The sequence below is a fragment of the Halomonas sp. KM-1 genome, from assembly GCF_000246875.1.
Classification (GTDB): Bacteria; Pseudomonadota; Gammaproteobacteria; order Pseudomonadales; family Halomonadaceae; genus Halomonas; species Halomonas aerodenitrificans.
Map to the genome: position 1 here is coordinate 43,073 of NZ_BAEU01000118.1, position 26,079 is coordinate 69,151.

At 65.6% G+C, this 26,079-nt stretch carries 21 protein-coding genes; 5 read left to right on the plus strand and 16 right to left on the minus strand.

Going from position 1 to position 26,079, the window contains the following annotated elements; translation table 11 throughout:
* Positions 1-28: 28 nt before the first annotated feature.
* From B8115_RS13565 to acnB, 4 genes are all read right to left on the minus strand, one after another.
* A complete protein-coding gene (locus B8115_RS13565; RefSeq protein ID WP_010628355.1) occupies positions 29-1,900 on the minus strand; it encodes a glycerophosphodiester phosphodiesterase family protein in 1,872 nt (623 codons plus the stop codon).
* 88 nt (positions 1,901-1,988) lie between these two features.
* A complete protein-coding gene (gene rraA / locus B8115_RS13570; protein WP_010628356.1) occupies positions 1,989-2,477 on the minus strand; it encodes a ribonuclease E activity regulator RraA in 489 nt (162 codons plus the stop codon).
* A gap of 121 nt (positions 2,478-2,598) precedes the next feature.
* On the minus strand, positions 2,599-3,210 hold the full coding sequence (locus tag B8115_RS13575) for a porin family protein (RefSeq protein WP_010628357.1): 612 nt from the start codon (positions 3,208-3,210) through the stop codon (positions 2,599-2,601).
* Between the two features lie 304 nt (positions 3,211-3,514).
* Positions 3,515-6,118 carry a bifunctional aconitate hydratase 2/2-methylisocitrate dehydratase gene (acnB, locus tag B8115_RS13580; protein WP_010628358.1) on the minus strand — a complete coding sequence of 868 codons (2,604 nt, stop codon included), beginning with the start codon at positions 6,116-6,118 and terminating at the stop codon, positions 3,515-3,517.
* Positions 6,119-6,369: 251 nt separating this feature from the next.
* On the opposite strand from acnB, the gene B8115_RS13585 reads away from it, so the two are divergent.
* The 3 genes from B8115_RS13585 to B8115_RS13595 are packed head-to-tail and all read left to right on the plus strand — an operon-like array spanning position 6,370 to position 11,451.
* The gene (locus B8115_RS13585; RefSeq protein ID WP_051004636.1) at positions 6,370-6,849 is read left to right on the plus strand and encodes a DUF1289 domain-containing protein; all 480 of its coding nucleotides are present in this window, start codon (positions 6,370-6,372) and stop codon (positions 6,847-6,849) included.
* Positions 6,850-6,852: 3 nt separating this feature from the next.
* Positions 6,853-7,485 carry a tRNA-(ms[2]io[6]A)-hydroxylase gene (locus tag B8115_RS13590; protein ID WP_010628360.1) on the plus strand — a complete coding sequence of 211 codons (633 nt, stop codon included), beginning with the start codon at positions 6,853-6,855 and terminating at the stop codon, positions 7,483-7,485.
* Between the two features lie 30 nt (positions 7,486-7,515).
* Positions 7,516-11,451 carry an AAA family ATPase gene (locus B8115_RS13595; protein ID WP_010628361.1) on the plus strand — a complete coding sequence of 1,312 codons (3,936 nt, stop codon included), beginning with the start codon at positions 7,516-7,518 and terminating at the stop codon, positions 11,449-11,451.
* Here B8115_RS13595 and B8115_RS13600 read toward each other — a convergent pair.
* From B8115_RS13600 to queC, 4 genes are read right to left on the minus strand one after another with little or no spacing between them, the layout of a single operon-like run.
* Complete coding sequence (locus B8115_RS13600) at positions 11,448-11,741, minus strand: YkgJ family cysteine cluster protein (protein WP_051004637.1); 294 nt, start codon at positions 11,739-11,741, stop codon at positions 11,448-11,450. The genes B8115_RS13595 and B8115_RS13600 overlap by 4 nt on opposite strands.
* Positions 11,738-12,583 carry a 6-carboxytetrahydropterin synthase gene (locus B8115_RS13605; protein WP_010628363.1) on the minus strand — a complete coding sequence of 282 codons (846 nt, stop codon included), beginning with the start codon at positions 12,581-12,583 and terminating at the stop codon, positions 11,738-11,740. The genes B8115_RS13600 and B8115_RS13605 overlap by 4 nt, the downstream gene beginning before the upstream one ends.
* Positions 12,583-13,227 carry a 7-carboxy-7-deazaguanine synthase gene (gene queE / locus B8115_RS13610; protein WP_010628364.1) on the minus strand — a complete coding sequence of 215 codons (645 nt, stop codon included), beginning with the start codon at positions 13,225-13,227 and terminating at the stop codon, positions 12,583-12,585. The genes B8115_RS13605 and queE overlap by 1 nt, the downstream gene beginning before the upstream one ends.
* A complete protein-coding gene (gene queC / locus B8115_RS13615; protein ID WP_010628365.1) occupies positions 13,227-13,937 on the minus strand; it encodes a 7-cyano-7-deazaguanine synthase QueC in 711 nt (236 codons plus the stop codon). Before queC ends, queE begins: the two co-directional genes overlap by 1 nt.
* 335 nt (positions 13,938-14,272) lie before the next feature.
* Between queC and yegQ the strand changes: the two genes are divergently transcribed.
* Positions 14,273-15,688, plus strand: coding sequence for a tRNA 5-hydroxyuridine modification protein YegQ (gene yegQ / locus B8115_RS13620; protein ID WP_010628366.1), 1,416 nt, complete (start codon positions 14,273-14,275; stop codon positions 15,686-15,688).
* A 108-nt stretch (positions 15,689-15,796) separates the two neighbouring features.
* On the opposite strand, the gene B8115_RS13625 is transcribed toward yegQ, so the two are convergent.
* The 6 genes from B8115_RS13625 to B8115_RS13650 all read right to left on the minus strand — a co-directional run bounded on the left by B8115_RS13625 (position 15,797) and on the right by B8115_RS13650 (position 23,276).
* Positions 15,797-17,359: a GGDEF domain-containing protein gene (locus B8115_RS13625; RefSeq protein ID WP_010628367.1), complete on the minus strand. Its 1,563-nt coding sequence runs from the start codon at positions 17,357-17,359 to the stop codon at positions 15,797-15,799.
* Positions 17,360-17,438: 79 nt separating this feature from the next.
* Complete coding sequence (locus tag B8115_RS13630; protein ID WP_010628368.1) at positions 17,439-17,675, minus strand: DUF2789 domain-containing protein; 237 nt, start codon at positions 17,673-17,675, stop codon at positions 17,439-17,441.
* 99 nt (positions 17,676-17,774) lie between these two features.
* A complete protein-coding gene (locus B8115_RS13635; RefSeq protein WP_010628369.1) occupies positions 17,775-18,827 on the minus strand; it encodes an asparaginase in 1,053 nt (350 codons plus the stop codon).
* 79 nt (positions 18,828-18,906) lie between these two features.
* Positions 18,907-20,115 (minus strand): efflux RND transporter periplasmic adaptor subunit, encoded by a 1,209-nt coding sequence (locus B8115_RS13640; protein ID WP_010628370.1) that lies wholly within the window; start codon positions 20,113-20,115, stop codon positions 18,907-18,909.
* Positions 20,116-20,148: 33 nt separating this feature from the next.
* On the minus strand, positions 20,149-22,512 hold the full coding sequence (locus B8115_RS13645; RefSeq protein ID WP_010628371.1) for an ABC transporter permease: 2,364 nt from the start codon (positions 22,510-22,512) through the stop codon (positions 20,149-20,151).
* A gap of 14 nt (positions 22,513-22,526) precedes the next feature.
* Entirely contained in the window at positions 22,527-23,276 is a 750-nt protein-coding gene (locus B8115_RS13650) for an ABC transporter ATP-binding protein (RefSeq protein ID WP_010628372.1), read from the minus strand.
* A gap of 100 nt (positions 23,277-23,376) precedes the next feature.
* Here B8115_RS13650 and B8115_RS13655 point away from each other — a divergent pair, with 100 nt between their 5' ends.
* The gene (locus B8115_RS13655; protein ID WP_010628373.1) at positions 23,377-24,267 is read left to right on the plus strand and encodes a DMT family transporter; all 891 of its coding nucleotides are present in this window, start codon (positions 23,377-23,379) and stop codon (positions 24,265-24,267) included.
* Positions 24,268-24,276: 9 nt separating this feature from the next.
* Here B8115_RS13655 and B8115_RS13660 read toward each other — a convergent pair whose 3' ends face one another.
* A complete protein-coding gene (locus B8115_RS13660) occupies positions 24,277-25,491 on the minus strand; it encodes an MFS transporter (RefSeq protein ID WP_010628374.1) in 1,215 nt (404 codons plus the stop codon).
* Entirely contained in the window at positions 25,481-26,029 is a 549-nt protein-coding gene (locus B8115_RS13665) for a hypothetical protein (protein WP_010628375.1), read from the minus strand. Before B8115_RS13665 ends, B8115_RS13660 begins: the two co-directional genes overlap by 11 nt.
* Between the last annotated feature and the right edge of the window lie 50 nt (positions 26,030-26,079).

Genomic DNA, 26,079 nt, shown 5'->3' on the forward strand with positions numbered 1-26,079 from the left:
CACTGAGGGGCGTCCGCGCGGGCGCCCCTCAGCGCCGCAGCCAGTTGCGCAGCTTGACCAGCAGGATCGCGCCGTCGCCGAGTTCACGACGTTCGTCCATGAGCTCCACGAGTCGATCCGGGTAGTCGGTGATGATGGCATCGACGCCGAGATCGATCATCTGCGACATCCTGGCCCGGTCATTGACCGTCCAGGCATGCACTTCGTAGCCCAGCTCCCGCGCCAGGCGAATCTCATTGGGCGTGATCCTGTTGTGGCGCAGGCCCAGGGCGTCGAAGCTGCGCCGGTCCAGCGTTCCCGGCATCACCAACTGAGCCAGCAGCGTCACGCGCAGCTCCGGCTCCCGCTCCTTGACCATTTCCAGCACGCCGCTCGACATTACCGCCAGGCGTGTCTCCTCTGCGGCCTCCGGAGTGCCGCAGCGGGCGGCTTCGGCCGCGCTCGCTTGAGCCAGGCACTCACGCCGGGCTTCGTTCTCCCGGTGCAGCGAGGCGATGACGGCCTCTACCAGCGCTTCTTCCGTTCCCGGGTCGGGCTTCATGTCGATCATCAGGGCGCTGCGACCGCGTACCGCGGCGAAAGCCTCGTCCAGGGTGGGGATGCGCTCGCCGACGAAGGCGTCGCCGAACCAGCTGCCGACATCGAACTGGCGAAGCTCTTCGAGGGTGAGATCACGTACGTTGCGCGGGTCGCCGGTGAGGCGCTGCAGGCTGCGATCGTGGTAGAGCACCACCTCGCCGTCGGCGCTGAGCCTCACGTCGATCTCCACGTAGTGGGAGCGGTCCTCTACGGCACGTTCGATGGCGGCGAGGGTGTTTTCCGGAGCCGCCATGGAGCTGCCGCGATGGGCGATGACGGTGACGTCGTCACGTAGCTCGAAGCTGTTGACGATCCACCAGGCTTGAAACAGGGCGAACACCAGCACGCCCGCTTCCACGCCCCAGGCCAGGCGGCCGGGATGGGCATCGGGCGGCGGCGGGGCGGGGCGGGGCTCGCGATGCGCGAGACGCAGATAGAGGCAGGCCGACAGCAGCGCATTGGCGGCGATACCCAGGAAGGTAATGGCCAGCGTCACCAGCACGTAGCCGGTGACGTAGGTCAGCATGGCGGGGATGAGCACCGCGTTGCGCTCGGGCAGCCACCACAGCATCGGGGTGAAGACCCGGTCGAACAGGCCGGTGGCAAGCAGGGGTAGGGCCACGATGACCAGCAGCACCGAAATGACCACCAGCGCGACCTGGGCTCTGTGGCCGCGGGTCAGATCACGGCTGCGTCTGAGTGCCGCCAGCGGTGTCAGGTTTTCCAGCATGGCCGCTGGCAGGGCCAGTATCCAGCGTACGTAAACGGATGCCGCAATCACGGCCCAGACGAGGGCCAGGGGCACTGCCAGGCCGAGGTAGTACCAGAATGCCGGTGGCCGCATGCGCAGCACGTAATAGGGGTCGAGCCCCCCTATGATGGCGTCGTAGAGCCAGCCCAGTAGCAGAACCACGGGCAGGATAAGCAGCAGGTGAGCGCCCACCTGAAGCACCACCAGACCGGCGAGGGTGGGCAGGCGGCGTAGCGTCTGCCATAGCGCGATGAAAGCGAGCCGGAAGTGATTGTCGCGGCGCTTTACCGCCACCAGGATCATGCCGGCCTGCTGCAGGTAGAGGATCAGGAAGGTCAGGCCGATGGCGGCCAGCAGCCACAGCATGCCGGCCGGGCTGAGCAACAGGTCCAGCAGCCCGGCGTTGGTGATCACCGGTCGGTCGAAGCGGCCGAGCAGGCTCGTCAGTGTCCATGCCACCGTGGGCAGCAGCAAGCTGGAGGCCAGCAGGGTGAAGAAGAGATGATACGCCACCAGCGGTCGCAGGTGCTCTCGCAGGCTGCGCAGCACATCCACGCCGAGTGACTTCATCCGCTCTCCTGCTCCCGCTCAATACTCATGCCTATAGCGTGGCATCGAGACTGCCGGCAGGGCAAGCCCGTGTGCCACGACGTGAGGCTCAGCTCTCCAGTGGCAGCCGCTCCTCGGCGACTACGATGCCGTTGTTGTCGGCGTACAGCCACTGTCCGGGGCGCAGGGTGACGCCGGCAAAGGTGACCGTAATGTCGCGGCTGCCCTCGCCGCGTTTCTCGCTCCTGCGCGGATGGGCGCCCAGCGCATGCACGCCCAGGTCCGTCTCGGCCAGCACATCGACATCGCGCACGCAGCCGTACATCACGACACCGGACCAGCCGTTGTCCACGGCCAGTTCGGCCAGCATGTCGCCCAGCATGGCGCAGCGGTGCGAGCCGCCGGCATCGACTACCAGCACGGCACCTTCGCCGGGCTCGCTCACCGCCTGCTTGATCAGCGTGTTGTCTTCGAAGCATTTGACCGTACGAATCGGACCGCAGAATGCCTCGCGGCCACCGTAGCTGACGAAGATGGGGTCGAGTACCTGAACTTCCGGATGGGCATCGCAGATATCGGGCGTGATGATGGCGGTCATCGAGGGCTCCTTGCCTAAGTGATGTGTCACGGGATGATGCCATAACGCCTGTTGCCCGGCCTTCATCGATTCGTCGCAAGACGACCGACGCCGGGCGAACCCGGCGTCGAAGCCCAGAACCCTAGAAGCGCCACCCCACCGAAGCGGTGAAGGTGTCGATGGTGTAGTCGCTGTCGAGGTCGTAGCGCTCGTACTCGGCGCGGATAAGAATGGGGTTGAAGTTGAACTGGGCGCCAAGTCCGTAGACCGGGTCGAAGCCGTCGTTGTCCTGCAGGTTCAGCTCGGTATCGCCCAGGTTGCCTCGCACCTCGGTTTCCCAACTGGCCGCACCGATCTTGGCGAAGGGGGTGAACCAGTCGGTGATGGGGAGCTGGCCCACCACGCTGGCGCCATAGGCGGTGGATTCCAGGTCGGTGCTTGCGCCGTCGGTACCGCGCAAGCGCACGCGCCCCAGGTCGGCGTAGAAGGCCTCGACCGCCAGGTAGCGGTTGAATTGGTAGCCGGCGAAGACTTTCCACACGTTGTCATCGTCGTCGATGCTGAAGTTGCGGCCCCCGCTTTCGATGAAGTTGTCGACTTCGTCGCGATCGTTTTCCAGCGAGCTGAAACCGGTGCCCAGCCCCAGGTAGGCATACTGCTGGTGCGGCTCGTAGTGAGCCTGTGCCTGAGCCCCGTTGGCGACGATCAGCGTTGCAGTCGTTAATGTTATGCAGAGGAGTGTTCTATTCGACATGTTCTACTCCTTGAATGTCCCTTGTGGTTTCCATCCCTCATTCTTTCTATCCCTCGTCTTCATGTGCGAGCCGGCTTCCTGGCCGACAGATCTGCACACAGACCTATTAAAGTTAGACACGCCCATGGCATCGCTCAAGGCAGCGAGGGTAAAGAAACGTAGCGAGGCGCAGCCCAGAAAGACGGCAATAAAAAAGCGCCCTCGTGAGAGGGCGCTTCGTTCATCGGCTCCGGCATCAGCTTTCTGATGCCATCGATGTTGCGAGCATCGGAGTCGAACCTGATTCTATCAGAACCGGATGGTATCAGGCTTCCTGGGCGACCGGAATCACGTTGGAAGCGGCGTTCTGATACTCCTCGATCTCATGGAAGTTCATGTAACGATAGATCTCTCCGGCCATGGCGTCGAATTCACCCATGTAACGCTGGTACTCTTCGACGCTCGGCAGGCGACCTTCCACCGCGGCCACCGCCGCCAGTTCTGCCGATGCCAGGTAGACGTTGGCGCCGTCGCCCAGACGGTTGGGGAAGTTGCGGGTAGAGGTCGAGACCACGGTGCTCTTGGCGGCGACACGTGCCTGGTTGCCCATGCACAGCGAGCAGCCCGGCATTTCCATGCGCGCACCGGCACGGCCGTAGATGCCGTAGTAGCCCTCTTCGGTGAGCTGGTGCTGATCCATCTTGGTCGGTGGTGCCAGCCACAGACGGGTCTTCAGGCTGCCGGCCGGCTGCTTCTCGAGCAGTTTGCCCGCGGCGCGGAAGTGGCCGATGTTGGTCATGCACGAGCCGATGAAGACCTCGTCGATCTTCTCGCCGGCCACTTCGGAGAGCAGACGGGCATCGTCCGGATCGTTCGGCGCGCAGAGTACCGGCTCCTTGAGCTCGGCCAGGTCGATCTCGATGACCTCGGCGTACTCGGCGTCCTTGTCGGCGCGCATCAGGCTCGGGTTGGCCAGCCACTCTTCCATGGCCAGGATGCGGCGCTCGATGGTGCGCTTGTCGCCATAGCCGTTGGCGATCATCCACTTGAGCAGGGTGATGTTGGACTTCAGGTACTCGGTGACGCTCGCTTCACCCAGGGTGATGGTACAGCCTGCGGCGCTGCGCTCGGCGGAGGCGTCGGAGAGCTCGAAGGCCTGCTCGACGGTAAGGTCCTCGAGGCCTTCGATCTCCAGCACGCGGCCGGAGAAGGCGTTCTTCTTGCCCGCCTTGGCCACGGTCAGCAGACCCTGCTTGATGGCGTAGTAGGGGATGGCGTGGACCAGGTCACGCAGAGTGACGCCCGGCTGCCGCTTGCCCTTGAAGCGCACCAGCACCGATTCCGGCATGTCCAGCGGCATCACGCCGGTGGCGGCGGCGAAGGCCACGAGGCCCGAGCCGGCCGGGAACGAGATGCCCAGCGGGAAACGGGTGTGGGAGTCGCCGCCGGTGCCCACGGTGTCGGGCAGCAGCATGCGGTTGAGCCAGCTGTGGATGATGCCGTCGCCCGGACGCAGCGAAACGCCGCCGCGGTTCATGATGAAGTCGGGCAGGGTGTGGTGGGTTTCCACGTCGACCGGCTTCGGATAGGCCGCGGTGTGGCAGAACGACTGCATGACCAGGTCGGCCTGGAAGCCGAGGCAGGCGAGGTCCTTGAGCTCGTCGCGGGTCATCGGGCCGGTGGTATCCTGGGAGCCCACGGTGGTCATCTTCGGCTCGCAGTACATGCCCGGGCGCACGCCCTCCATGCCGCAGGCCTTGCCGACCATCTTCTGGGCCAGGGTGAAGCCCTTGCCGGTGTCCTTGGGCTGCTCGGGCAGGCGGAACACGTCCGACTGGGGCAGGCCCAGCGACTCGCGCGCCTTGCCGGTCAGGCCGCGACCGATGATCAGCGGAATGCGGCCGCCGGCGCGCACCTCGTCGAGGATCACCTGGGTCTTGAGCTCGAAGGTCGAAACCACTTCGTCGGTGCCGTGCTTGCACACCTTGCCTTCATAGGGGTAGACGTCGATGACGTCGCCCATCTCGAGCTTGGAGACGTCCATCTCGACCGGCAGGGCACCGGCGTCTTCCATGGTGTTGAAGAAGATCGGGGCGATCTTGCCGCCGAAGCAGAAACCGCCGGCGCGCTTGTTGGGCACGTTGGGGATGTCGTCGCCGAAGAACCACAGCACCGAGTTGGTGGCGGACTTGCGCGAGGAGCCGGTGCCGACCACGTCGCCCACATAGGCGACCGGGAAGCCCTTGGCCTTCACCTCTTCGATTTGCTTGAGCGGGCCGGTGGTGCCGGGCACTTCAGGCACGATGCCTTCACGCTCGTTCTTGAGCATGGCGTTGGCGTGCAGCGGGATGTCGGGGCGCGACCAGGCGTCCGGCGCGGGGGAGAGGTCGTCGGTGTTGGTTTCGCCCGGCACCTTGAACACGGTGAGGGTGATCTTCTCGGCCAGCGCCGGCTTGGACAGGAACCACTCGGCCTCGGCCCAGGACTGCATGACGTCCTTGGCCACCGCATTGCCGGCCTTGGCGCGCTCTTCCACGTCGTGGAAGGCATCGAACATCAGCAGAGTGTGCTTGAGCTGTTCACCGGCTTCCTTGGCCAGCTCGGCGTCGTCCAGCAGCTCGACCAGGGTGGCGATGTTGTAGCCACCCTGCATGGTGCCCAGCAGCTTGACGGCGTGAACCTTGTCGACCAGCGGAGACTGCGCCTCGCCCTTGGTGATGGCGGTCAGGAAACCGGCCTTGACATAGGCAGCCTCGTCGACGCCCGGCGGAATGCGGTTGGTCAGCAGGTCGAGGACGAACTCCTCTTCGCCAGCAGGCGGGTTCTTCAGCAGCTCGACCAGCGCGGCAGCCTGTTCGGCATTCAGGGGCTTCGGCGGGACGCCCTCGGCGGCGCGTTCTTCGACATGTTGGCGATAGGCTTCAAGCACGTTGGGGCCCTCATCTGGTGTGTTGCCCAAGGCAGGCCGATACGTCGATGATCCTCGACGCAATGCCTGCCTTGGCGGGGAAACAACCGTAGTCACTGGGTGCCGCGATTCTACGGGAAACTGTCGACAATGTTAAGTTGGCCCGCTGAGCCGGGCGCTAGACTTTGGTCGCCGCGATGTTGTCGAACTACAACGTGCCACTCGCGGCGGGGCGCGTTACCATGGGGCCGATAAATGAAGGGAGAGCGGTGATGTGCGCGCGTATCGCCTCACCTTGTGTGGGGCTCTGCTCGACGACGCTGGGCGACCCGATATGTCGAGGCTGTCAGCGAACGGATAGCGAGATCGGCGAATGGATGGCCCTAACGGCCGAGCAGCGCAGCCTGCGCATGGCGCAACTGGATACTCTGCGCGAGCGAGTGGCCGGGCGCTTCCTGCAGGTCATCGACGAGGCCATGCTGGAGGCGCAGCTGCGCCGCTACCGCATTCGCTTTCGCCCGGAGCAGCCGTCCTTGTCGCGGGCGGTGGAACTGCTGCGGGTCGGGCGCGATCGTATTCGCGATCTGTCGCGCTATGGCCTGAAGCCTCTGGAGGGGGTCGCCGAACTCAGTGCGGCGGAGCTGTATGCCCGCCTGGGCGAGCATCTGCTCGAGGCCGCTGGCGAGCGTCAGGCCTCGAGCAAGTACCCGCCGCTTCCCCATGATTCGCACGACCAGGAATACCGAGCCTGAACCATGTCCGAGACTCTCGAAGCGCCCCATGACGTCGAGCTGCCGCCGAGCCTGCTCGCCTTTCTCGCCTGCCCCACGCCCGATGCGTGGGTCGAGTGGGCGCTGAAGAACCCCGATCTGCTGCTCATCGACCACGCCCAGTGCGAGAAGAAGGCCGCTTCCACGGCGATGAGCCTGCTTTACCGCTATGTCGACCAACCCCTGCTGCTGACCAAGATGTCGCAGCTCGCCCGCGAGGAGCTGTTGCACTTCGAGCAGGTGGTAAAGCTGATGGAGGCGCGCGGCATCGAATACCGCCATCTGAGTGCGTCACGCTATGCCGAAGCGCTACGTAGCCACGTTCGCCCTCAAGAACCGGAGCGACTTGTCGATATCCTTATCATCGGGGCATTCATCGAGGCGCGAAGCTGCGAACGTTTCGCCAGGCTGATACCCCACCTCGACACCGAACTGGCCCGATTCTATCGCTCGCTGGTCAAGTCAGAGGGCCGGCATTTCGAGGATTATCTGATGCTGGCCCGGCATCTTGCGAAAGATCCCATTGACAAGCGGGTGGATTTCTTTGCCGAATGCGAAGCACAACTAATAGTCACGCCGGACACGGCGTTTCGTTTCCATAGTGGCGTGCCGGCCTGACGCCGCCACTTCGCCATGCAGGGTTCCGTCATGCAGGACGCTTCAGATATCGTGCAGAACAGTGAGTGTGATCACCTGGCGTTGTTCGGCCAGTTCTCGCTGGCACTGGGTGATGACGTACTGACCCAGTTCAGCTACGACAAGGTCAAGGCGCTGCTGGTCTATCTTCTGCTCCATCATCAGCCGGTCAACCGGGCCAGCCTGGCCGAGCTGCTGTGGCCCGACCAGGGGCTCTCTTCCGGTCGTACCAACCTGCGTCACGCGCTCCACTGCTTGAGGCAATCCCTGGGCGAGGAAGCGGAGCGCGTGCTGGTCGTGTCACGCCAGACCATCGCCTTCCGGCGGCCGGACAGCTGGCGCTTCGACCTGCGCGAGCTGCAACAACTGCTGGAAGGCGAACAGGACGTGGAGACGCTCCAATGCCTGCTGCGGCGCTACCGGGGCGATCTGGTGGAGGAGCTGCAACTGCCGGCCTGTACCGAGTTCCAGCGCTGGCTGGTCCAGCTGCGCAACGAGTGGCGCCAGCGCGTGATCCGTTTCGCCGAAGGCGTGCTCGAGCGCCACGATGAAGTGCCCGACCCCCTGTTGCAGACCCTCGTCAGCCGTTTCTCCGGCTATGGGCCCTTCCATGAGCGGCTGGTGCGCCAGCTTGCCGAGCAGGGCCAACTGGCCGCCGCCCACGAACAGTACAACGCCTACCTGCAACTGTTGGCGCTCTCCGGCCAGCAGCCTGAGCCCAACTTTCTTCAATTGGCACGCTACTGGTCGGACGGAACTCCCGATCTGAAGAGCCTTTCGCCCCAGGGGGCCTTCTCGCGCACCCTGGCCCACGGAAGTTCTCCGCTGCGTGAAGACGAGATCGAACAGCGCCAGCTGTCGGTGATGGCCATTCGGCTGCGGGTCAAAGGCGAGTTTTCCGCCCGTGACGAGACCCGCGCCTGCCTGGCGCTGCAGATCGAGCTCATGCGTTGGCTGGAGCAGCAGTGTCATCACCTGGGCGGTTTCTGGCTGCCCGGGGCTACCGGTGGGCTGGGTCTGGCCTGTTTCGGCACCCATGGCCCGGCCCATCAGCTTGCCGAGCTGGTGGCGCTCTACGAACACTGCCGCCGCGTGCTGCCCGACGAGGTGAGCCGGCACTGGAGCGGTGAGGACGAGCCGCCGCGCATCGAGCTTGCCGCCGGCCTGAACAGCGGTCGTGTGGTCTATCTGCCCGAGCGCCAGCTGGTCGATCCTCTGGGGCAGGTGACCCAGGGCTCGCTGGAACTGATGAGCGCTGCCGAGGGTAGCGAACTGGTGATCTCTCAGGAGGCGAGTCAGCACATGCCGCCTGCGCTGGACCTGCAGCCGCGCCTGTCGTCGCGGCTGGTGGCGAGCGACGGTCGGGTGCGCCTGCGGGCGCTGGTGCTGGGCCATAACGAGGGCGGACGTGATGCCATGCCACCAAGTCTGGTGGGGCGCGAGTCGTCGTTGCGGGTGCTGCGCGATGCCCTGGCCCGGGCCGGCATCGGCCTGCGCCAGAGCGTGCTGGTACGCGGCGCCTCCGGCATGGGCAAGTCGGCCCTGATGGTCGGCTTCCGCCAGCTCGAACTCAGCCGCGATGCTGCCATTTGCTGGCAGCCCACCACGCGGCTTTCCGTGCTGGAGCCCTACGGCGTGGCGCGTACGCTGCTGCGCTGGCATCTGGAAGGCAAGCTCGACCAGCCGTCACTCGAGGAGCTGGTCGCTCAGGTCGATCTGTCGCTGAGTGCGGAACAGTTGGGTCTGCTCGAAGAGGCGCTGGGCGTACGCGAGTCGCCTGAGGTGGCGCAACTGGCCAAGAGCGGTGAGGCGGCCGATCTGGTAGTGGCCTTGCTCTGCCGCGTCATCGAGCGTCAGGCCATCGAGCGCACCCAGGTGCTGATGGTCGACGACCTGCAGTGGCTCGATGAGCCCTCCTTCCGAGTGCTGGCAGGGTTGCAGGCACGCTTGCCGATCAACTGCGCCTTCCTGCTGGTGGCCAGCCATCATGGCCGCGAGGCGCTGCCGACCCGCCTGCACTGGGACCAGCAGATCACCCTGGGACATCTCGATGCCATGCAGTCGTCGCGGCTGCTGTCGCAGCTGGCCAGACGTTACCGGCTGCATCTCAGCCCACGGCTGCGCGGGCAGATCATCGAGCGCTGCGACGGCGTGCCGCTCTACATGCAGGAAATCTGCCGGCGCCTGGAAATGGATCGTCGCGAGGGGCGCATGGTGCATCTCGATGAGCTCCCCCGAGGTCTGCTGGGGCTGCTCGCCGGGCGCATCGACCAGCTCGACGGCGACCGCGAAGTGGCTCATGTGGCTGCGGTGCTGGGGCGTCGCTTCCGGCTCGATTTCCTCGCTGAATGCAGCGGCTGGGACATGACCCAGCTCAATCGTGCGCTGGAGCAGATGCGCCGGCTGGAGATCATCGAACCGGCGGGCGGCGAGGGCGGCGGCCGCGAATACCAGTTTAGCCATCAGTTGCTGCAGGAGGCCGCCTACCTCTCCTGTCCCCGTGACGTGCGGGTGCGCATCCACCGCCAAGTGGTCAGCCTCATCGAGGAGCGTTTCCCGATGTGGATCGGCCGTCACCCAGGCGATTTTGCCACCCACCTGCGACGCAGCGGCCACTACGCGCGCGGTGCTCGCTACTTCGAACTGGCGGCGCGGGAAGCGCTCAAGGTCAGCGCCAACCGCACCGCGCTGAAGATGGCCGATTTCGGTCTGGCCAGTCTGCGTCACGTGGAGAATCAGGCCGAGCGCGAGATCAGCCTGTTGACCGTGCGCGGTCAGGCCGCCTTTGCCCTCGAAGGGCATGGCTCGCCGACCGCCCACGAGAGCTTCGTCCGTGCCCGTGAGCTGCTGGTGCAGCACGAGGGCTGTCACGCTGAGGACGCGGAGGATCTGGAGCAGGCCTTCCTGGTCAAGTGGGGGCTGTGGGTGGGATGCAGCCAGCGTCATGCCCATGCCGACGCCTTCTCGCTCGCCGCCAGCCTGGCAACGATCGCCGGTAAGCTCGAAGACCCTCGCTATCAGCGTCTGGCCGACTATGCCCGGGCCAACTGCGAGTACTGGGCCGGACGCATCCGTCAGGCCTTCGAACATCTCGACGAAATCGCACCGCTCGAGCAGCCGATGATGATCGAGTGGCTGCCGTTCTCCGAACACCCCCAGGTGGCGGCCGCCTGTTTCCAGGGTTGGGCCATCTGCCTGCGCGGCGACTACAGGCGGGCCGAGCAGCAGGTCGAGTCGGCGATTCGCCTGGCCGAGCGCATCGGGCATCCCGGCTCACTGGCCATGGCGCTGCTGTTCGCCGCCGCCCTCTACCGGCAGCTTGGTCACGTGCATCTGGCGGCTCGCCGCGCCGAGCAGGCCGTCGCGCTGACCGAGACGCCCGATCTGCACCTGTGGCAGGTGTCGGCCCAGGGGATCCTCGGCTGGCGCCGAGCGCTATCGGGCGATCGCGACGGTCTGACCATGATGGAGTTGGCGCAGGAGGAGCTGGGCGAAATCACCGGGCGCGACCGCTATCATCGCCCCAATCTGTGGTACAGCGATGCCTGCCTGGCTCTCGACGAGCTCAGCCGCGCCGAGGATTACCTCGATCAGTGCCTGATGATTGCCCGCGAGCGCAGCACGTTGTTCGTATCCGAACTGGCGGTTCAGCTGGCTCATGTACGCGACCGGCTGGGTCGGCCCAAGGAAGAGGTGAGGCTGCTGGTCGAACAGGCGCTGGAGTGCGCCCGCCAGCATGAGAATCGCCATCAGGAGCTGTGTGCGCTGGAGGCATGGCTGTCGTTCATCGACTGCCGTGACGAGGCTGTGCGCGAGCAGTTCCGCATCCTGCTGGATAGCGTGAGCCACAGCGATGCGCCGGTACTGATTCGCTGGCGTACCTTGCTCGACCGCCCACTGCCTCAAGTGAGTGGAGTCAAGGACCGGGTGGTCGCAGGTAACGGTTAGGCGGTGGTGCCGCACTCGAGCAGGGCTATGCGCTGCAGCGCCTGAGTGCGGCTCTCACCGCAGAGCTCGCGGTCGAAGGCGAAGCTCTCGCACACCTTGGGGCGGCGAGGGTCGCCGAACAGGCGACACAGGTTGCCCTCGTCGAGCTGGATGCAGCGTACCTGGGCCGGCTTGCCGTGGGGCATGCCGGGTATCGGCGAGCTGATCGAAGGCGCGATGCAGCATGCGCCGCAACCAGGGCGACAACCCGCCTCCCGACTTGCCGTTGAGGCTTCGCTCCTTGGGCTCACGGCTTGGCCTCGGCTATCGCACCCTTGTCGATTCCCTCGAAAGCCTGCACCCGAGTGGTGGTTCCCGTTTCGGCGGCGATCTGCCGAGCCAGCCAGACGGCGATGTGCTCGATGGTGGTCGGGGTGTCGAGCACGAGGCAGCGCTCCAGCGGCAGGCGCAACTGGAAGCGGCCTTGTTCGGCGCGGTAGCGGCTGGTCAGGCTGCGGCGGAGTTCCGGCTCGGGTCGATTGACGATGTCGGCCTTGTCCACCAGGTAGCGGTCGTTCAGATGCTCTGCCCAGTGGGCCTCCAGCGCCGGACAGCGCTGGCCGCGCTGCCAGATGTGCAAGCGTGAGCGATGGCCGTGGGCGATGCGCTGGCAGTTGCCGCCATGGTGCCTGAGGCCATGACTGTAGGTATAGGCGGCGCCTTCGATCACCTCCGGGCGCAGGCGCAGGCGGATGGCGCTGACACGCGGCGGAGGACGCTTCATCAGCTCACGGGCAAGGTGATCGGCAAGCCGTTCGGGCTCGATCTGCTGCCATGGCAGCAGGGTGAAGGCCTGGCGCGGTGCACGAACCTCCATGGCATAGGGCAGCGAGGCGCGTACGCAGATACCTTCGCTGCACTCGCTGATCTCGACGCCAGGGGCGCGGATCGGCACCAGCAGCGTATGGTCGGCACTGGCATCCAGACGCGACTTGATCCACGGCTTGACGTGGCCGAAGTCGAACAGCATGCCGTCTTCGCCGAGTTCACCGTCGAGCTCTGCGTCGACGAACCAGCTGACGCCGATCAGGCCCCGCTGCGGGCACCACAGCGAGGAGTCGAGTTGAGTCAGGCGGTTGACGAACAGCGTCATCAGTCGATCCCCGTGATCTTGTGTGTCTGTAGCGATAGTCGCCACAGCGGGTGGGCCAGGCAGTAGGCCACGGTGGCGCTCATATGCTCGTCGTTGGCAGACAACGCCGTGGTGTCCATGGGCTGCAGGAAGTGGTATCGGAAAGCGAGTTCGGCGAAGCGTTCGGGCGGCGCCGCCTGCTGGGGGTAGACCAGCTTGAGTTCGTCACCCGCCGTCAGCGCCAGGGGCGTGGCGCCCTTGGGGCTCACGCATAGCCAGTCGATGCCTGCCGGGGCGGGCAGGGTGCCGTTGGTCTCGACCGCGACCTCGAAGCCGTGGGCATGCATGGCGGCGATCAAGGCCGCATCGAGCTGCAGCAGCGGCTCGCCGCCGGTAAAGACCACATAGGGGGTCGCCACACCGCCTGCCTCGGGCCACAGTGCCGTCAGGTGGTTGGCCAGAGCTTCGGCGCTGGCGAAGCGTCCGCCGTTCTGGCCATCGGTGCCGACGAAGTCGGTATCGCAGAAACTGCATGCCGCGCTCGACCGGTCCTGCTCGCGCCCCGACCACAGATTGCAGCCGCTGAAGCGACAGAACACGCTCGCGCGTCCGGCCCGCGCACCTTCTCCCTGCAGCGAGTAGAACGCCTCCTTGACGTGATACATTAGACGCCTCCCCTGGCAAGGTCGGGTCGTGGCGCATCGACAGCATACTCGAGCGGGTCCGTCTGGCCATTGGCGACAAAGGCCGCCAGGCGTTCGCGGCAGCTGCCGCAGAGCCCGCAGGCCAGGGCTTCGCCACGGTAGCAGGTCCAGGTCTTGGCGTAATCGAGGCCCATGGCCAGGCCCTCGGCCAGGATCTCCGCCTTGCTCGCACGCAGGTAGGGCGCATGAATCTCGACCGGCGAGAAATTGGCGATACCGGCCACCGCGTTCATGGCCTCGACGAACTCGGGCCGGCAGTCGGGATAGAGCACGTGATCGCCACCGTGGGCGCCGTAGTCGACACGCTCGGCGCCGACGTTGACCGCCTTGGCGATGGCCAGCGAGAGCAGGATCATGTTGCGGTTGGGCACCACCGTGGCGGCGAGATTCTCCTCGCCGTAGTCGCCCTCGGGCATGTCGCGGCTGGCATCGGTCAACGCCGAGTTGTCGATCAGGCCGTGAATGGCGCGAATGTCGACCACCTGATGCGGTACGCCAAGCTCGGCACAGACGCGTGCCGCCACCTCCAGCTCACGGGCGTGGCGCTGGCCATAGTCGAAGGAGAGGGCCGTGACGTTCAGGCCTTCGCGCAGGGCACGGTGAAGTACGGTATAGGAGTCCATGCCGCCGGAGTAGATCACGACGGTGGAGCGTGGGGTCGCTTGGGTCATGGTAAGGCTCTGTATCGGAGAATTTGTCGCTCCCCGCCTGCGGCAGGGCACCGGGATCCGGTCCGGCGCGCGTTATTCTACTTGACCGGAAAAACAAGTGCACGTGGCTTGGTGGTGCTGGCGTGGTGCCCGGCTGTTATAATGCGGCCCCATATCAGCGCCCAGGCGCTGTCTGAAAAGTCGGCGAGCGAAGGCCAGACAAGGCAAACATCGACGAAAGGACGGAGTTTACGGAACGTAAATGAGTACCTTGAGTCGATTTTTAACGCCGTATGGCCGAGCGCAGCCAGTTTTCAGGCAGTGACTCGCCATCGTCCTGAAAACGGTGACCTCACATGAAAGCTCCCGAACTGCTCTCCCCGGCGGGGACGTTCAAGAACATGCGCTACGCCTTCGCCTATGGCGCCGATGCCGTTTATGCCGGCCAGCCGCGCTATTCGCTGCGCGTGCGTAACAACGATTTCAAGGTCGAGAACCTGCACAAGGGCATCGCCTACGCCCACGATCGGGGCAAGCAGTTCTACGTGGCCTCCAACATCGCGCCGCACAACAGCAAGCTCAAGACCTATCTGCGCGACATGGAGCCGGTGATCGAAGCCGGCCCCGATGCTCTGATCATGTCCGACCCGGGCCTGATCATGATGATCCGCGAGCGCTGGCCGGAGCAGGTGATCCACCTTTCGGTGCAGTCCAACGTGGTCAACTGGGCGGCGGCCAAGTTCTGGTACAAACAGGGCATCAGCCGCATCATCCTGTCGCGCGAACTCTCGCTGGAAGAGATCGCCGAGATCCGCGCCGAGTGCCCGGAGCTGGAGATCGAGACCTTCGTCCACGGGGCGCTGTGCATCGCCTACTCGGGGCGCTGCCTGCTCTCCGGCTATTTCAATCACCGCGACCCCAACCAGGGCACCTGCACCAACGCCTGCCGCTGGAAGTACAACACCGTGGCGGCGGCCCAGGACGAGACCGGCGATCTGGTACCGGCCAACTCCGCCGCGGCCCATGCCGCAAGCGGCGTGTGGACGCCCGGCCAGAACGGATTGATCGCTTCGGGCAGCGGTAGCACGAACTACAGCACGGCGACGGCCGGCGGTGTGGAAGGCCAGGACGAGCTTTCCGCTCTGATCGAGGACGCCACTCGCCCCGGTGAGCTGATGCCGATCTTCGAAGACGAGCACGGCACCTACATCATGAACTCCAAGGACCTGCGCGCCGTCCAGCACGTGCCTAGGCTCACCGAGATGGGTGTCACCTCGCTCAAGATCGAAGGCCGCACCAAGTCGCACTACTACGTGGCACGCACCGCTCAGGTCTATCGTCGTGCCATCGACGACGCCGTGGCCGGCCGACCCTTCGACATGCGCCTGATGGACGAACTCGACAATCTGGCCAACCGCGGTTACACCGAAGGCTTCTATCGTCGCCATGTCCACGACGAGTACCAGAACTACGAGCGCGGCAATTCGGTCGGGGTGCATCAGCAGTTCGTCGGCGAGGTGACCGGCTACGATCCGGATCGCGGCATGCTGGAGGTCGAGGTCAAGAACCGCTTCGAGGTGGGCGACGGCATGGAGCTGATGCTGCCAGGGGGCAACCGTCGTTTCGCTCTCGAACACATCGAGAACAAGCATGGCGAATCGGTCCAGGCGGCACCGGGCTCGGGCCATGTGGTGCGCATCCCGGTGCCGGGCGAGGCCATCGCGCCGGAGCGCATCGAATTCGCGCTGCTGATGCGTGACCTGAAAGGGTAGGCGCTGCGGGATTTCATCCCGTAGACGTAAGAGGGCGGCCCGATGGCCGCCCTCTTCATATCGTGTCGTATCGCAAAGATCGAGACGTGCCAGGCGAGTGCCGGCCACTCAGGCGTTGGGCTCTGACTCCTCATAGTGCCCCACGCCGTCACGGCCGTCGTGCTTGACCCCGTACATGGCCTGGTCGGCGGCATCGACGAGGGCGGCGGCGCTTTCGAACTCCCCGTCTTCCATATCGACGATGCCGATCGAGGCGGTGACGTGCAGCGGCTCGCCTTCGGCCTGGGTCAGCGGCTGGCTGGCCAGGTATTCGCGAATGCGCTCGGCCAGTATGCCGGCCTGCTCACGGCGCGTATTGGGCATGATCACCAGGAACTCCTCACCGCCGTAACGCCCGGCGATATCGCTTTCGCGCACCATGTTGCTCAGCGCCGCGGCGAAATGGATCAGCACTTCGTCGCCGAAGCGATGCCCGAAGCGATCGTTGATGCGTTTGAAGTGGTCCAGATCGATGAACATCACCGAGAGCGTCTGATGAGCATGCTTGGCCAGCTCGAAATGTTGCGCGAGGCGCTTCTCCAGCCACGGGCGATTGGCCAGCTGGGTGAGGTGATCGGTACGGTGCTGCTCGTCCAGCACGACGTGGCTGGCATGCAGCGCCTCCAGCTCCCGCTGCTGCTCGGCCAGGCGAAGGGTCATGCGCAGGTTCTGCTCGAACAGCAGCTCCTTGGCTTCGGCGAGCAGGTGCGTGCTGTCGATGGCGGGGGGGCAGGTGATCTCGAACAATCGAGCCAGAGAAGGCAGGCGGTGCTGAAGCTCCTGCATCACCGTCATCAGCATGACGATGTCCAGCGAGGCCAGTGAAGCGAGCTGGCGCAGCAGGGCGCTGAAGGCAGAGGCGGAATCGGCAGCGAGCCAGCAGTCGGCAATGCGGCAGGAGAGCCGCAGGCAGAGCTTGCGTGCATCGCCGTCGACCAGCGGGCCGTGGCTGTCGATGATGCCTTTGGCAATCGTTCCCGGCACTCCCCAACTGGCGGCGAGCCAGGCGCCGACCAGGGCGTGGTCGCAGCCGTAACACTCGAGCTCTACCTCGCTCAGGCGCTGGTGTTGGCGTATGTCAGGAATGCTGGCGATGTAGAGGTCGCCATCGACGGCGGCAAAGGTGAGGATGCCGATGTCCTGAAGCAGTGCCGTGGTGAACAGTTGAGGTGCCTCGTGGGGGCACAGGTGTTCGGCCAGCTCCTGGGCGGCAGTGGCCGCAATGATGGCACGCTGACAAAGGTATTCGTGATCCAGCCCGCTGTCGCTTCTGTGCTTGGGCAGGCCGAAACTCAGGGCAACCGACAGGGTGGCGTCCAGACCGATGCGCGAAACGGCATCGAGACAGTTGGATACCGGGTTGCCGCCTCGCGCGTAGAAGGCACTGTTGGCCATGGACAACAGCCGCAGGGTAAGTGCCGGGTCCTGTTCGATGATCCGGGCGTAATCGGCGAGTCGAGGCTCCGGGGAGCGTGCAATGGTAATGACGCGGGCCGCTGCGGCCGGCAGGCTGGGCAGTATGCGGCAGTCGGCCAGGCGTGAAAGCAGGGCTTCCGGTATAGGGGGGATATCAAGATCGACGGGTTTGGTAATGCCAGAGGCTTCCGCAGTCGATATCCTATCGATCGGCATACTGTTCCCCGCCTGAGAGTGTTCTGATTGTTATCGCGCCAAGATTAGCAGAATGCCCTTGGGACGAGCGTTTGAGTCGTTAATCCTTCCTCAACGATGCGTCGAGGTGATCGACCACTTCGGCCCAGTCGGCATCCTCTTCGAGTGCGGCATGAAGAAAGGCTGCCTGGGCCTGATTCCAGAAGGGCGCTTCATAAAGCGCCAGCGTTGGTGGCAGCGGCGAATGTCGCTCGATGAAAGCCTGGATCGAGGCCTCGTCGGAGGGTAGGCCGAGCTGCTCGAATAGCTCGGTGAAGGGATGTACGGGATGTTCCATGATGACTCCTCGGACGCTTTCGCTTCGTTACACTCAACTTAGCCCGGTGGCGGTGGAACGCCAGCCTAGGGCGGCGCGACGCTTACCGCCCCCTGAGACTCAGCGCTCACCCACCAGAGGGGTGAGAAACAACCGGCGACGCTCGGCGGTATCCAGCGGCAGTGCCAACAGGTGCGCGAGTTTGGCGATGGCGGCCTCGGGCGTCATGTCGTCGCCCGAGAGCACCCCGGCCTCGATGAGGCCCTGGCCGGCGGCATAACGACCGGGTGCGATGCTGCCCCAGCGGCACTGGCTGATCGCGGCGAGCAGCTTGCCCTCACCGCTGGCCTTGGCCAGCACGCCGATCAACTCGGGGTCTGGTGGGATGTTGCCACCACCCCACACTTCGAGCAGAGCGCCCTGGATCCTGTCGTCGCCCAGCCAGGCTTCCAGTTGCCATGCCTGAATGCCAGGCCACAGGGCGAGGCGTACGACGCCACCCTGGGCCAGCGACGAATAGTCCGGCAGTTCGAAACGCGGCGCACCTCGCTGCTGGGTTTCCAGGCAGCGGGTGGGATAGAGCACGACGTCTTCGCCGACTTGCTCACCCAGCAGCGGATAGTTGGGACTGGTAAAGGCATCGTCCTCCTCGCTGTGGGTCTTGCTCGAACGTACGCCACGCAGCAGGCGCCCGGCGAAGGCCAGGGCAACTTCCTGCAGTTCCGGCCGGGCGGCGAAGCGCAGCGCCAGTTCGATGTTAGCCAGTGCATCGCTGCCATCGGCTTCGAGAGGGTGCATGGCGCCGGTGACCACCACCGGCCGGTCCAGGCCCTGCAACTGAAAGGCAAGGCTCGAGGCGGTCCAGGCCAAGGTGTCGGTGCCATGCAGTACCACGACGCCGGCATGCTGGCCTACGCGATCGGCAATGGTCGCCGCCAGGCGCTGCCAATCGAGGGGCGTGGCGGCACTGGAGTCGATGGGGGTGGCCACCGCATGGACCACGAAGTCGGGCAGTTGGCTCTGGCGGCTCGGTGGTAGGCCGTCGAGGGCGTGTCGCAGGCGGGTTTCGATGTCGCCAGCCGGTACCAGACCCTCGGCGCTGGGCATCATGCCCAGAGTACCACCGGTGTAGAGCACCAGTACGGGGCGGTCGGCAAAAGGGGGGGCGATCATGGCAGCTCCTGGAGATGGCGTTCGTCACGGGCATGGCAAGGCGCCCTGACGACGATAATACCCAGAGTTGCGTTCGATCTCACTCATCCGGTGCGACGCGGGTGCCTTCGCTGACCCGCTCACCCGGATGCGTGATCACGAGCTCGCCTTCCTCGAGCCCGTCAACGATCTGGGAAACCAGGCCCTGACGGCGACCCGTCTCCACGCTGCGCAGCGTGGCGCGCCCCGCTTCGATGACGAAGACCGACCACCCGTCCCGGTGACGAAACAGAGCGCTGGTGGGTATCTGCATCACGTCTTCGGCCTCCCAGATCACGAACTCGACGTCGACCCGGTAGCCGCTGCCGATGCCCAGTTCGCTGTGGTCGAGCTCGCTGGCGAAGTCCACGATCACCGGCACGCGCTGTTCGTCCACGCCCAATGCCGAAGTGCGCGTGAACCCGGCGGGCGCAATGCGCCTGACGCTGCCGGCGAGCGGTTCGCCGCCCCAGCCGGTGATCACGGCGTCGAGCCCCGGGCGTAGTCTCACGGCATCCATCGAGAGCAGGTCGACCTGAATCTCCAGGTCGGCGAGGCGGCCGAGTTCGAGGATCGGTTCGCCGGCGTTCACGCTGCCCTCGCAGCAGCGATAGCGAGTCAGCACCAGACCGGAAACCGGTGCGCGCACCTGCAGCACCGGCTGGTCCGCCTCGCTGCGCTGGCCGATGGCCACGGCCAGCAGCGCCCGGGCGCTCTCCACCTCGAAGCGTGCCACCTCGACGCTGGAGGCCGCGGAATTTTCCAGTGCGCGAAGTCGGTCGCGCTGATTCTGGCGCTGCTCCAGTTCGGCGGTGGAGATCAGGTTGCGCTGGTGCAACTGCCGGTAGCGCTGATGCTCGGCCTCGGCGAAACGGCGGTCGGCGCGGGCCGTTTCCAGATTGGCTTGAGCGGCCTGGAGGCGGGCCTGAGCGGCTTGCAGATTGTCCTCGGCCTGCTGCCGCGTGCGCACGTCCAGTGCCGGTGCGGGGCTGGGTTCGAGCTGGAACAGCACGGCTCCTTCCTCGACACGGTCGCCTACCTCCAGGTCGACACGCTGCAAATAGCCGGCGATGGGAACCGAGACGTTCCAGGTGTCACGCAGCCGGGTGCGCCCCTCTTCGACGACCGAGTCGACGAAGGGGCCAACTCTGACGTGAGCCGTGTTGACCGGCACGGGCGAGGGACGCAGCGCCCAAGCCAGCATGCCGAGCAAAGCGGCACCCAACAGGGCCCAGAGCAGGTAGCGGACCCAGGTGCGGCGTCGATTCATTCCATCTCTCCCCATGAATGCATTGTGCGACCGCTATTCCACGGCCTTGAGCACGCGAATCTTGTCCAGGCGGCCCAGCCGACGGAAGACGAGTGCGGCGACCAGCAACGACGCGACCAGGACACCTGCCGCGGCGAAGCCGAAGGTGTGCGGCGTGAATACCAGCGGTATGCGGAACAGATCGTGACTGAAGGCCCGATTCAGCAGGTGACTGAAAAAGACGCCGATGGCCCAGCCCAGAGGAATCGCCGCCAGGGTGAGCAGGGCGATCTCGCCGAGCAGTATCCTCGCCACCTCCGCACGGGTGTAGCCGAGCACCTGCAGCGTGGCGAGCTCACGCGCGCGCTCGGCGAAGGCGATGCGGGCATTGTTGTAGACCACGCCGAAGGCGATGGAAGAGGCGATGCCGACGAAGATCACCGCCACCATCAGCAGGGTTTCGTCCATGTACTCACGAACGCCTTGCTCGGCTTCGGTCAGCAGGCCGATGGAGGCCACCCTCGGCAGCTCCCACAAGGCGGCATGCAGGTCGGCCGTGCGCTCGGCATCCACCAGCAGCCAGGCACCGCTGATGGCGGGGCCCTCGTGCAGCAAGGCATTGAGCGCGCCCAGCTCCAGGTAGGCGCCGACGCCCAACGGTTCATCCACCAGCGCCGTCAACGGCAGCGACAGGCGTTGCCGACGCCCCTCCATGACCGCTACCTCCAGGGTGTCGCCGACCTTTGCGTCGAGCAGCTCCGCCAGGTGGCGCGTCAGCATCACGCCGGTTTCGGGCAAATGCTGCGGGCGGCCTTGCCCATCGAGTACCTGGCGCATGCCCGGCTCCTGCGCCATGCCCAGCAGGCTGGTGCGATACTGACGATGAGCGTGGATCAAGGTCACCGGCACCCGCCGCCAGGTCTCCACCGCCAGTACGCCGGGCAGGTGACGCAGCTCGCCGGCGGCGCGGGCCGGTGTCGGTTCGTTGAAGGTCAGCTCCATGTCCATCTGCAGTACCTGGCGGTATTGCTGGTCGATCATCTTGTCGACCGCAGCCAACTGATAGGCACCGATCACCAGCAGCCCCGCCGAGAGGGCGATTCCCACCACCGAAAAGGCGGCCTTGAGCGGATGGCGGGCGAGATTGCGCAGCACGATACGCCCCTCGTTGCCCAGCAGTGACGCCGGCACCAGGCGTTCCAGCCAGCTGCGGCGAAAGCGGTGCGGCGCTGGCGGGCGCATCGCCTCGGCCGGCGGGCGACTGACGGCTTGCCACACCGCGTGCCAGGTCCCGGCCAGGGCCGCGAGCAGGGTCACCAGCAGCGACAGCGCCAGCGCCCAGAGCGGTACGCCGAACTGCATCTCGGGAAAGCGGAAGTACTCGCGATAGATGCCCGCCAGACCGCTGGCCGCCCAGCTTCCCAGGGCAACCCCCACGACCCAGCCGAGCAGGACGATGGCCGCTGCCAACAGGCCGTAGTGGCGGGCCAGCTCGCTGTCGCGATAGCCGAAGGCCTTGAGTACGGCCAACTGCTCGCGCTGGGTCTGGATGATGCGCCCCATCACCACGTTGAGCAGAAAGGCCGATACCGTCAGGAAGATCGCCGGCAGCACCGTGGCGGTAATGCGCTGTTGGTTCAGCTCCTCCTCGATGAAGCGGTGTGACTGCTGGTCATGGCGGGTCTGGGCGCCGATGGCACCGTAGCGGGCCAGCACCAGATCCAGGGCATCGACCACCTCGGCTTCGCTGGCGCCGGCCTGCAGCGTCAGGGTCAGGCTGTTGAAGGCGCCCTCCATGCCGTAGGCCTGGGCCAGGGCGCGCTGGTTCATCCATAGTACGGCATAGCGATGATAGTCCGGCATCAGGTCCGTGGGGGCTACCTGGTAGAGAAACTCGGGGCTCAGGCCGATGCCGGATATCGTCAGTTGGGTGTGGCGTCCGTTGACGATCGCTTCCAGTCGATCCCCCGGCGCTAGACCGTGTGCCTCGGCGAAGGCGTCCGAGACCACCGCCTGATCGTCGCGGCCGGCTTCCGGCAGGCTACCCGCCTTCAGATGCAGATGATTGAGCAGTGGCTGGCGTCCGTCGGGCAATGACAGCAACTGACCGCGCACGGGATCGCCATAACCTGGCACCGCCAGGCGCACCGCGGCGCGTACCCGGGGTTCGATCAGGTTGACCCCTTCGAGCTGTTGCAGCTGTGCCTGCAGGCCGAGCGGGGCGCGTTTCAGCTCGACGAAGAGTTCGGCAAAGTGATGACTGGCGTAGAAGCGGTCGCGGGCGCCCGTCAGCGACTCCAGGGTGGTCACGGCCAGAATGAGGGTCATGACGCCGCTGGCGATGACCAGCGCGATGGCCAGCGCCTGGCCCTTGAGGCGCCACAGGTCGCGATAGAGTTTGCGGTCGAGTGTCTTCATGGCACAGGCCGCGGCTACCAGCGCAGCTCTTGCGGCCGGCGCCGCTGCGCATTGGCCTGCCAGTCATCGACCCTGCCGTCGCGCAGGCGAATGATGCGATCGGCCATGTCTCCAATGACCTCGTTATGGGTGATGATCGCCAGCGTGGTGCCGGTTTCCCGATTGATGCGTTCGAGTACCTCGAGCACGCGGATGCCGGTCTGGAAATCGAGAGCGCCGGTGGGTTCGTCACACAGCAGCACTTCGGGCTGTTTGGCCACGGCGCGGGCGATGGCCACTCGCTGCTGTTCGCCACCCGAGAGCTGGGAAGGGAAGTGGTCGAGCCGGTGCTCCAGCCCCACCAGCGCCAGAGCCTCTTCCGGGGGCAGAGGAGTGCGGCTGATCTCGGTGACGACGGCGACGTTCTCCCGCGCCGTGAGGCTCGAGATCAGGTTGTAGAACTGAAACACGAAGCCCACGTGGTGGCGGCGAAAATTCGTCAGCTCGCGTTGGCTGGCCGTGGCCAGATTCAGGCTCGGGGGTTCATGTGAGCCCTCGGTGCGGCGGGGGTGATAAGAGAGCGTGCCTTCGCTGGGGCTGTCGAGTCCGCCAAGGATGTTGAGCAGCGTCGACTTGCCCGAGCCGGAAGCGCCGAGCATGACCACCAGTTCGCCGGCATGCAGTTCGAGGTCGATGCCGCGCAGCGCCTGGATGGTCATTTCGCCCATCTGATAGAAGCGCTTCAAGCCACGTGCGTGAAACACCACCTCGGCCGTCTCGTCCATTGTTTCCCTGCGTGAGAGAATGTATCGGTGAAGAAAGGCTAGCACGGCTTGGTAAGGTGGAGTGTTTGACCGGGATCAATGAATCAAAGGGGGAGAGGGCATGGCGCGGCCTGCATCGCACTGGCTGTTGCTGGTGGCGCTGGCAATCGTATGGGGCAGCTCGTTCGCGCTGACGAGAATCGCCGTGGCGGAGATGACGCCGGCGATGCTGGTGGCTGGGCGCAACGCCATCGCCGCCGCCGGGCTGCTGCTGCTGGTTTGGGGGCTGCGCCGCGCTTGGCCGCGCGGGCCGCGAGTCTGGGGCTTCATGCTGGCCATCGCCGTAGTCGGCAACATGATGCCGTTCCTGCTGATCAGCTGGGGGCAGCAGCGTATCGACAGCGGGCTGGCTGGCATTCTCATGGCCGTGATGCCCTTGCTGACCCTGGTGCTGGCGCATTTCCTGGTGAGCGGGGAGCGCATGGTGCCGCGGCGCCTGGTGGGCTTTCTGATCGGTTTCGCGGGGGTGCTGCTGCTGATCGGCCCCACCGCGCTGCGGGAGCTGGGCGGCCGCGGCGAGACGCTGCTGGCCCAGTTGGCCGTGCTGGGCGGGGCGGTGTGCTATGCGGTGAACGCAATCGTTTCCCGCCACAAGCCGGCCAGCGACCCCTGGTCGACCTCGGCGCTGGTGCTGGCCATGGCCTGGCTGCTGACGTTGCCGCTGGCCGTCATCACTTGGCCCATCGACACGTCCGCCATGCCGGTGCTGTCTCCCGCAGCGCTATGGGCCGTTGCCGTGCTGGGGCTGATCTGCACCGCGCTGGGCAGCGTCATCTACTTCACTCTGGTGGCCGCCGCCGGACCCACCTTCCTGTCGATGATCAACTACCTGATCCCGCTCTGGGCGGTGTTGATCGGGGCGCTATTCCTGGGCGAGCGCCCCGAGTGGAACCATCTCATCGCCATGGGCTTGATCCTGGCTGGGGTGGCCTGGTCGCAACGCAGGGTATGAGCCCGCGAGTCAGCGAGTGACCAGACGCCCCTCGGCATCCACGTCGAGACGCCGATTGCGACCGGCCAGCAGGGCGAAGCCGGCGGCCACGGCGACGATGGAGAGCAGTACGCCGGTCATGGTCGACATGCCGACTTCGAGCTGCAGCAGGACCCCCACTGCCAGCGGCCCCATGGCGGCCAGGGTGTAGCCGCCGCCTTGCGCCAGGCCGGAGAGCTTGCCGGCCAGACGGGAGTTGGCCGTACGCAGTACGATCAGGCTAAGGGCAAGGCTGAAGCTGCCGCCCTGACCCAGCCCCAGCAGCACAACACCGGGCCAGCGCCAGTTCTCGCCGGCCTGGAGCAGCAGCCACAGCCCCGCCGCGATGCAGCCCAGTACCAGCAGCAGTGCCGGTCGCTGGTCGCGGCTCAGGCGTGCCAGCCAGGGTGCACCCAGCGCCGAAATCAGCTGCACCATCACCGAGGCGCCCATCATCCAGCCGGCCTCTGCCTCGCTGTACCCACGCGCCTGGAGCAGTGTGGGCAGCCAGCCGAAAACGATGTAGGCCAATGAGGACTGGCTTCCCATCAGGATCATCACCTGCCAGGCCAGCGGCTGTCCGAGCAGCTCGCGCATGCTGCCGCCGGTAGCGGTGGCAACCTGGGAGTGAGGAGCACGTGGCATCAGCGTCAGCCACGCGACCAGTGCCAGCAGCGCCAGCAGCCCCCAGCTCATCAGGCTAAAGCGCCAGCCGCCCAGCAGATCGGCCAGCGGAATGCTCAGGCCGGCGCCAAGGGCGCCACCCAGGCACAGCGCCATGGTGTAGACGCCGGTCATCAGGTCCGCGCCGCCGGGAAGCTCACGCTTGACCAGGGCCGGTAACAGCGTGCCGGCGATACCGATGGCGGCCCCGGCCAACAGGGTGCCGAGAAACAGCAGCGGCAGGGCGGGTAGGCCACGCAGCAGTAGCCCGGCGATCAATATACCGAGGGCCAGGGCCAGGGTGTTCTCGGGACCTGCCCGCTTGGCCAACCAAGGCGCCAGGGGCGCGAAGATCCCCAGGCACAGCACCGGTAGCGTGGTCAGCGCGCCAATTGCCAGCGGCGTCAGGCCGGTATCGGCCTGGACACGCACCAACAGGGGGGCGAGCGACGACAGGGCCGGCCTCAGGTTGAGACCGACCAGTACCATGAGAAAGAGAAACAGGGCGATGCGTCGCGAGTCGAGTCTGGCCTCAGTCGTCATGACCTCGCCACTTGTCGGAGCGGATGCTGGAGCGGTGTGGTGCAGACGGTTCGTCTTCATCGCGTCGGGCGATCAGAGGGTGCTCGTTGACCCCGGTAGGGTCGAAGTTGACCTGGCCGGGGTCGGTGGCGCCTTGTACTTGGCGGCGAATGTCGGAGACGTCTTCCACGCTGACCAACTGCTCCTGGTCGTTGAATACCTGCCGCTGAGGGGTGAGTCGGCCTTCGAAAGTCCAGCAGCGCTGCGGTGCCTGTGCCACGTACCAGCGGCGCCCCTGCCAGTGGGCATGGCCCTGCTCGTCCAACTGCAGGGCTTCCAGCGGAACCAGGGCGGCAAACAGCCTGGCGTTGAGCACCAGGCCGCCGCCCGCCATGTTGACTGCGCCCTGGTAGCGGCCGGCATGGAGATCTTCGATGACACTGCTGCGCTTGGCTTGTGGCTCGATGCTGCCCTGGCCGCACAGGTGCAGCAGATTGTCATCGATCTGCTTGATGACCCAGACCGGAATGGGTTGCTTTCCGGTCAGCCATTTGAGCATGCGCGCGTCTCCTAGTTACGCCATTACGCCAGACAGTGTTACTCCAGGCC

What these genes read in the sequence shown, in the direction of transcription:
- B8115_RS13565 (WP_010628355.1), bottom strand. Translation starts at nt 1,900, where the DNA reads ATGAAGTCACTCGGCGTGGATGTGCTGCGCAGCCTGCGAGAGCACCTG.
- rraA (WP_010628356.1), bottom strand. Translation starts at nt 2,477, where the DNA reads ATGACCGCCATCATCACGCCCGATATCTGCGATGCCCATCCGGAAGTT.
- B8115_RS13575 (WP_010628357.1), bottom strand. Translation starts at nt 3,210, where the DNA reads ATGTCGAATAGAACACTCCTCTGCATAACATTAACGACTGCAACGCTG.
- B8115_RS13585 (WP_051004636.1), top strand. Translation starts at nt 6,370, where the DNA reads ATGTGCGCGCGTATCGCCTCACCTTGTGTGGGGCTCTGCTCGACGACG.
- B8115_RS13590 (WP_010628360.1), top strand. Translation starts at nt 6,853, where the DNA reads ATGTCCGAGACTCTCGAAGCGCCCCATGACGTCGAGCTGCCGCCGAGC.
- B8115_RS13595 (WP_010628361.1), top strand. Translation starts at nt 7,516, where the DNA reads ATGCAGGACGCTTCAGATATCGTGCAGAACAGTGAGTGTGATCACCTG.
- B8115_RS13605 (WP_010628363.1), bottom strand. Translation starts at nt 12,583, where the DNA reads ATGACGCTGTTCGTCAACCGCCTGACTCAACTCGACTCCTCGCTGTGG.
- queE (WP_010628364.1), bottom strand. Translation starts at nt 13,227, where the DNA reads ATGTATCACGTCAAGGAGGCGTTCTACTCGCTGCAGGGAGAAGGTGCG.
- queC (WP_010628365.1), bottom strand. Translation starts at nt 13,937, where the DNA reads ATGACCCAAGCGACCCCACGCTCCACCGTCGTGATCTACTCCGGCGGC.
- yegQ (WP_010628366.1), top strand. Translation starts at nt 14,273, where the DNA reads ATGAAAGCTCCCGAACTGCTCTCCCCGGCGGGGACGTTCAAGAACATG.
- B8115_RS13625 (WP_010628367.1), bottom strand. Translation starts at nt 17,359, where the DNA reads ATGCCGATCGATAGGATATCGACTGCGGAAGCCTCTGGCATTACCAAA.
- B8115_RS13630 (WP_010628368.1), bottom strand. Translation starts at nt 17,675, where the DNA reads ATGGAACATCCCGTACATCCCTTCACCGAGCTATTCGAGCAGCTCGGC.
- B8115_RS13635 (WP_010628369.1), bottom strand. Translation starts at nt 18,827, where the DNA reads ATGATCGCCCCCCCTTTTGCCGACCGCCCCGTACTGGTGCTCTACACC.
- B8115_RS13640 (WP_010628370.1), bottom strand. Translation starts at nt 20,115, where the DNA reads ATGAATCGACGCCGCACCTGGGTCCGCTACCTGCTCTGGGCCCTGTTG.
- B8115_RS13645 (WP_010628371.1), bottom strand. Translation starts at nt 22,512, where the DNA reads ATGAAGACACTCGACCGCAAACTCTATCGCGACCTGTGGCGCCTCAAG.
- B8115_RS13650 (WP_010628372.1), bottom strand. Translation starts at nt 23,276, where the DNA reads ATGGACGAGACGGCCGAGGTGGTGTTTCACGCACGTGGCTTGAAGCGC.
- B8115_RS13655 (WP_010628373.1), top strand. Translation starts at nt 23,377, where the DNA reads ATGGCGCGGCCTGCATCGCACTGGCTGTTGCTGGTGGCGCTGGCAATC.
- B8115_RS13660 (WP_010628374.1), bottom strand. Translation starts at nt 25,491, where the DNA reads ATGACGACTGAGGCCAGACTCGACTCGCGACGCATCGCCCTGTTTCTC.
- B8115_RS13665 (WP_010628375.1), bottom strand. Translation starts at nt 26,029, where the DNA reads ATGCTCAAATGGCTGACCGGAAAGCAACCCATTCCGGTCTGGGTCATC.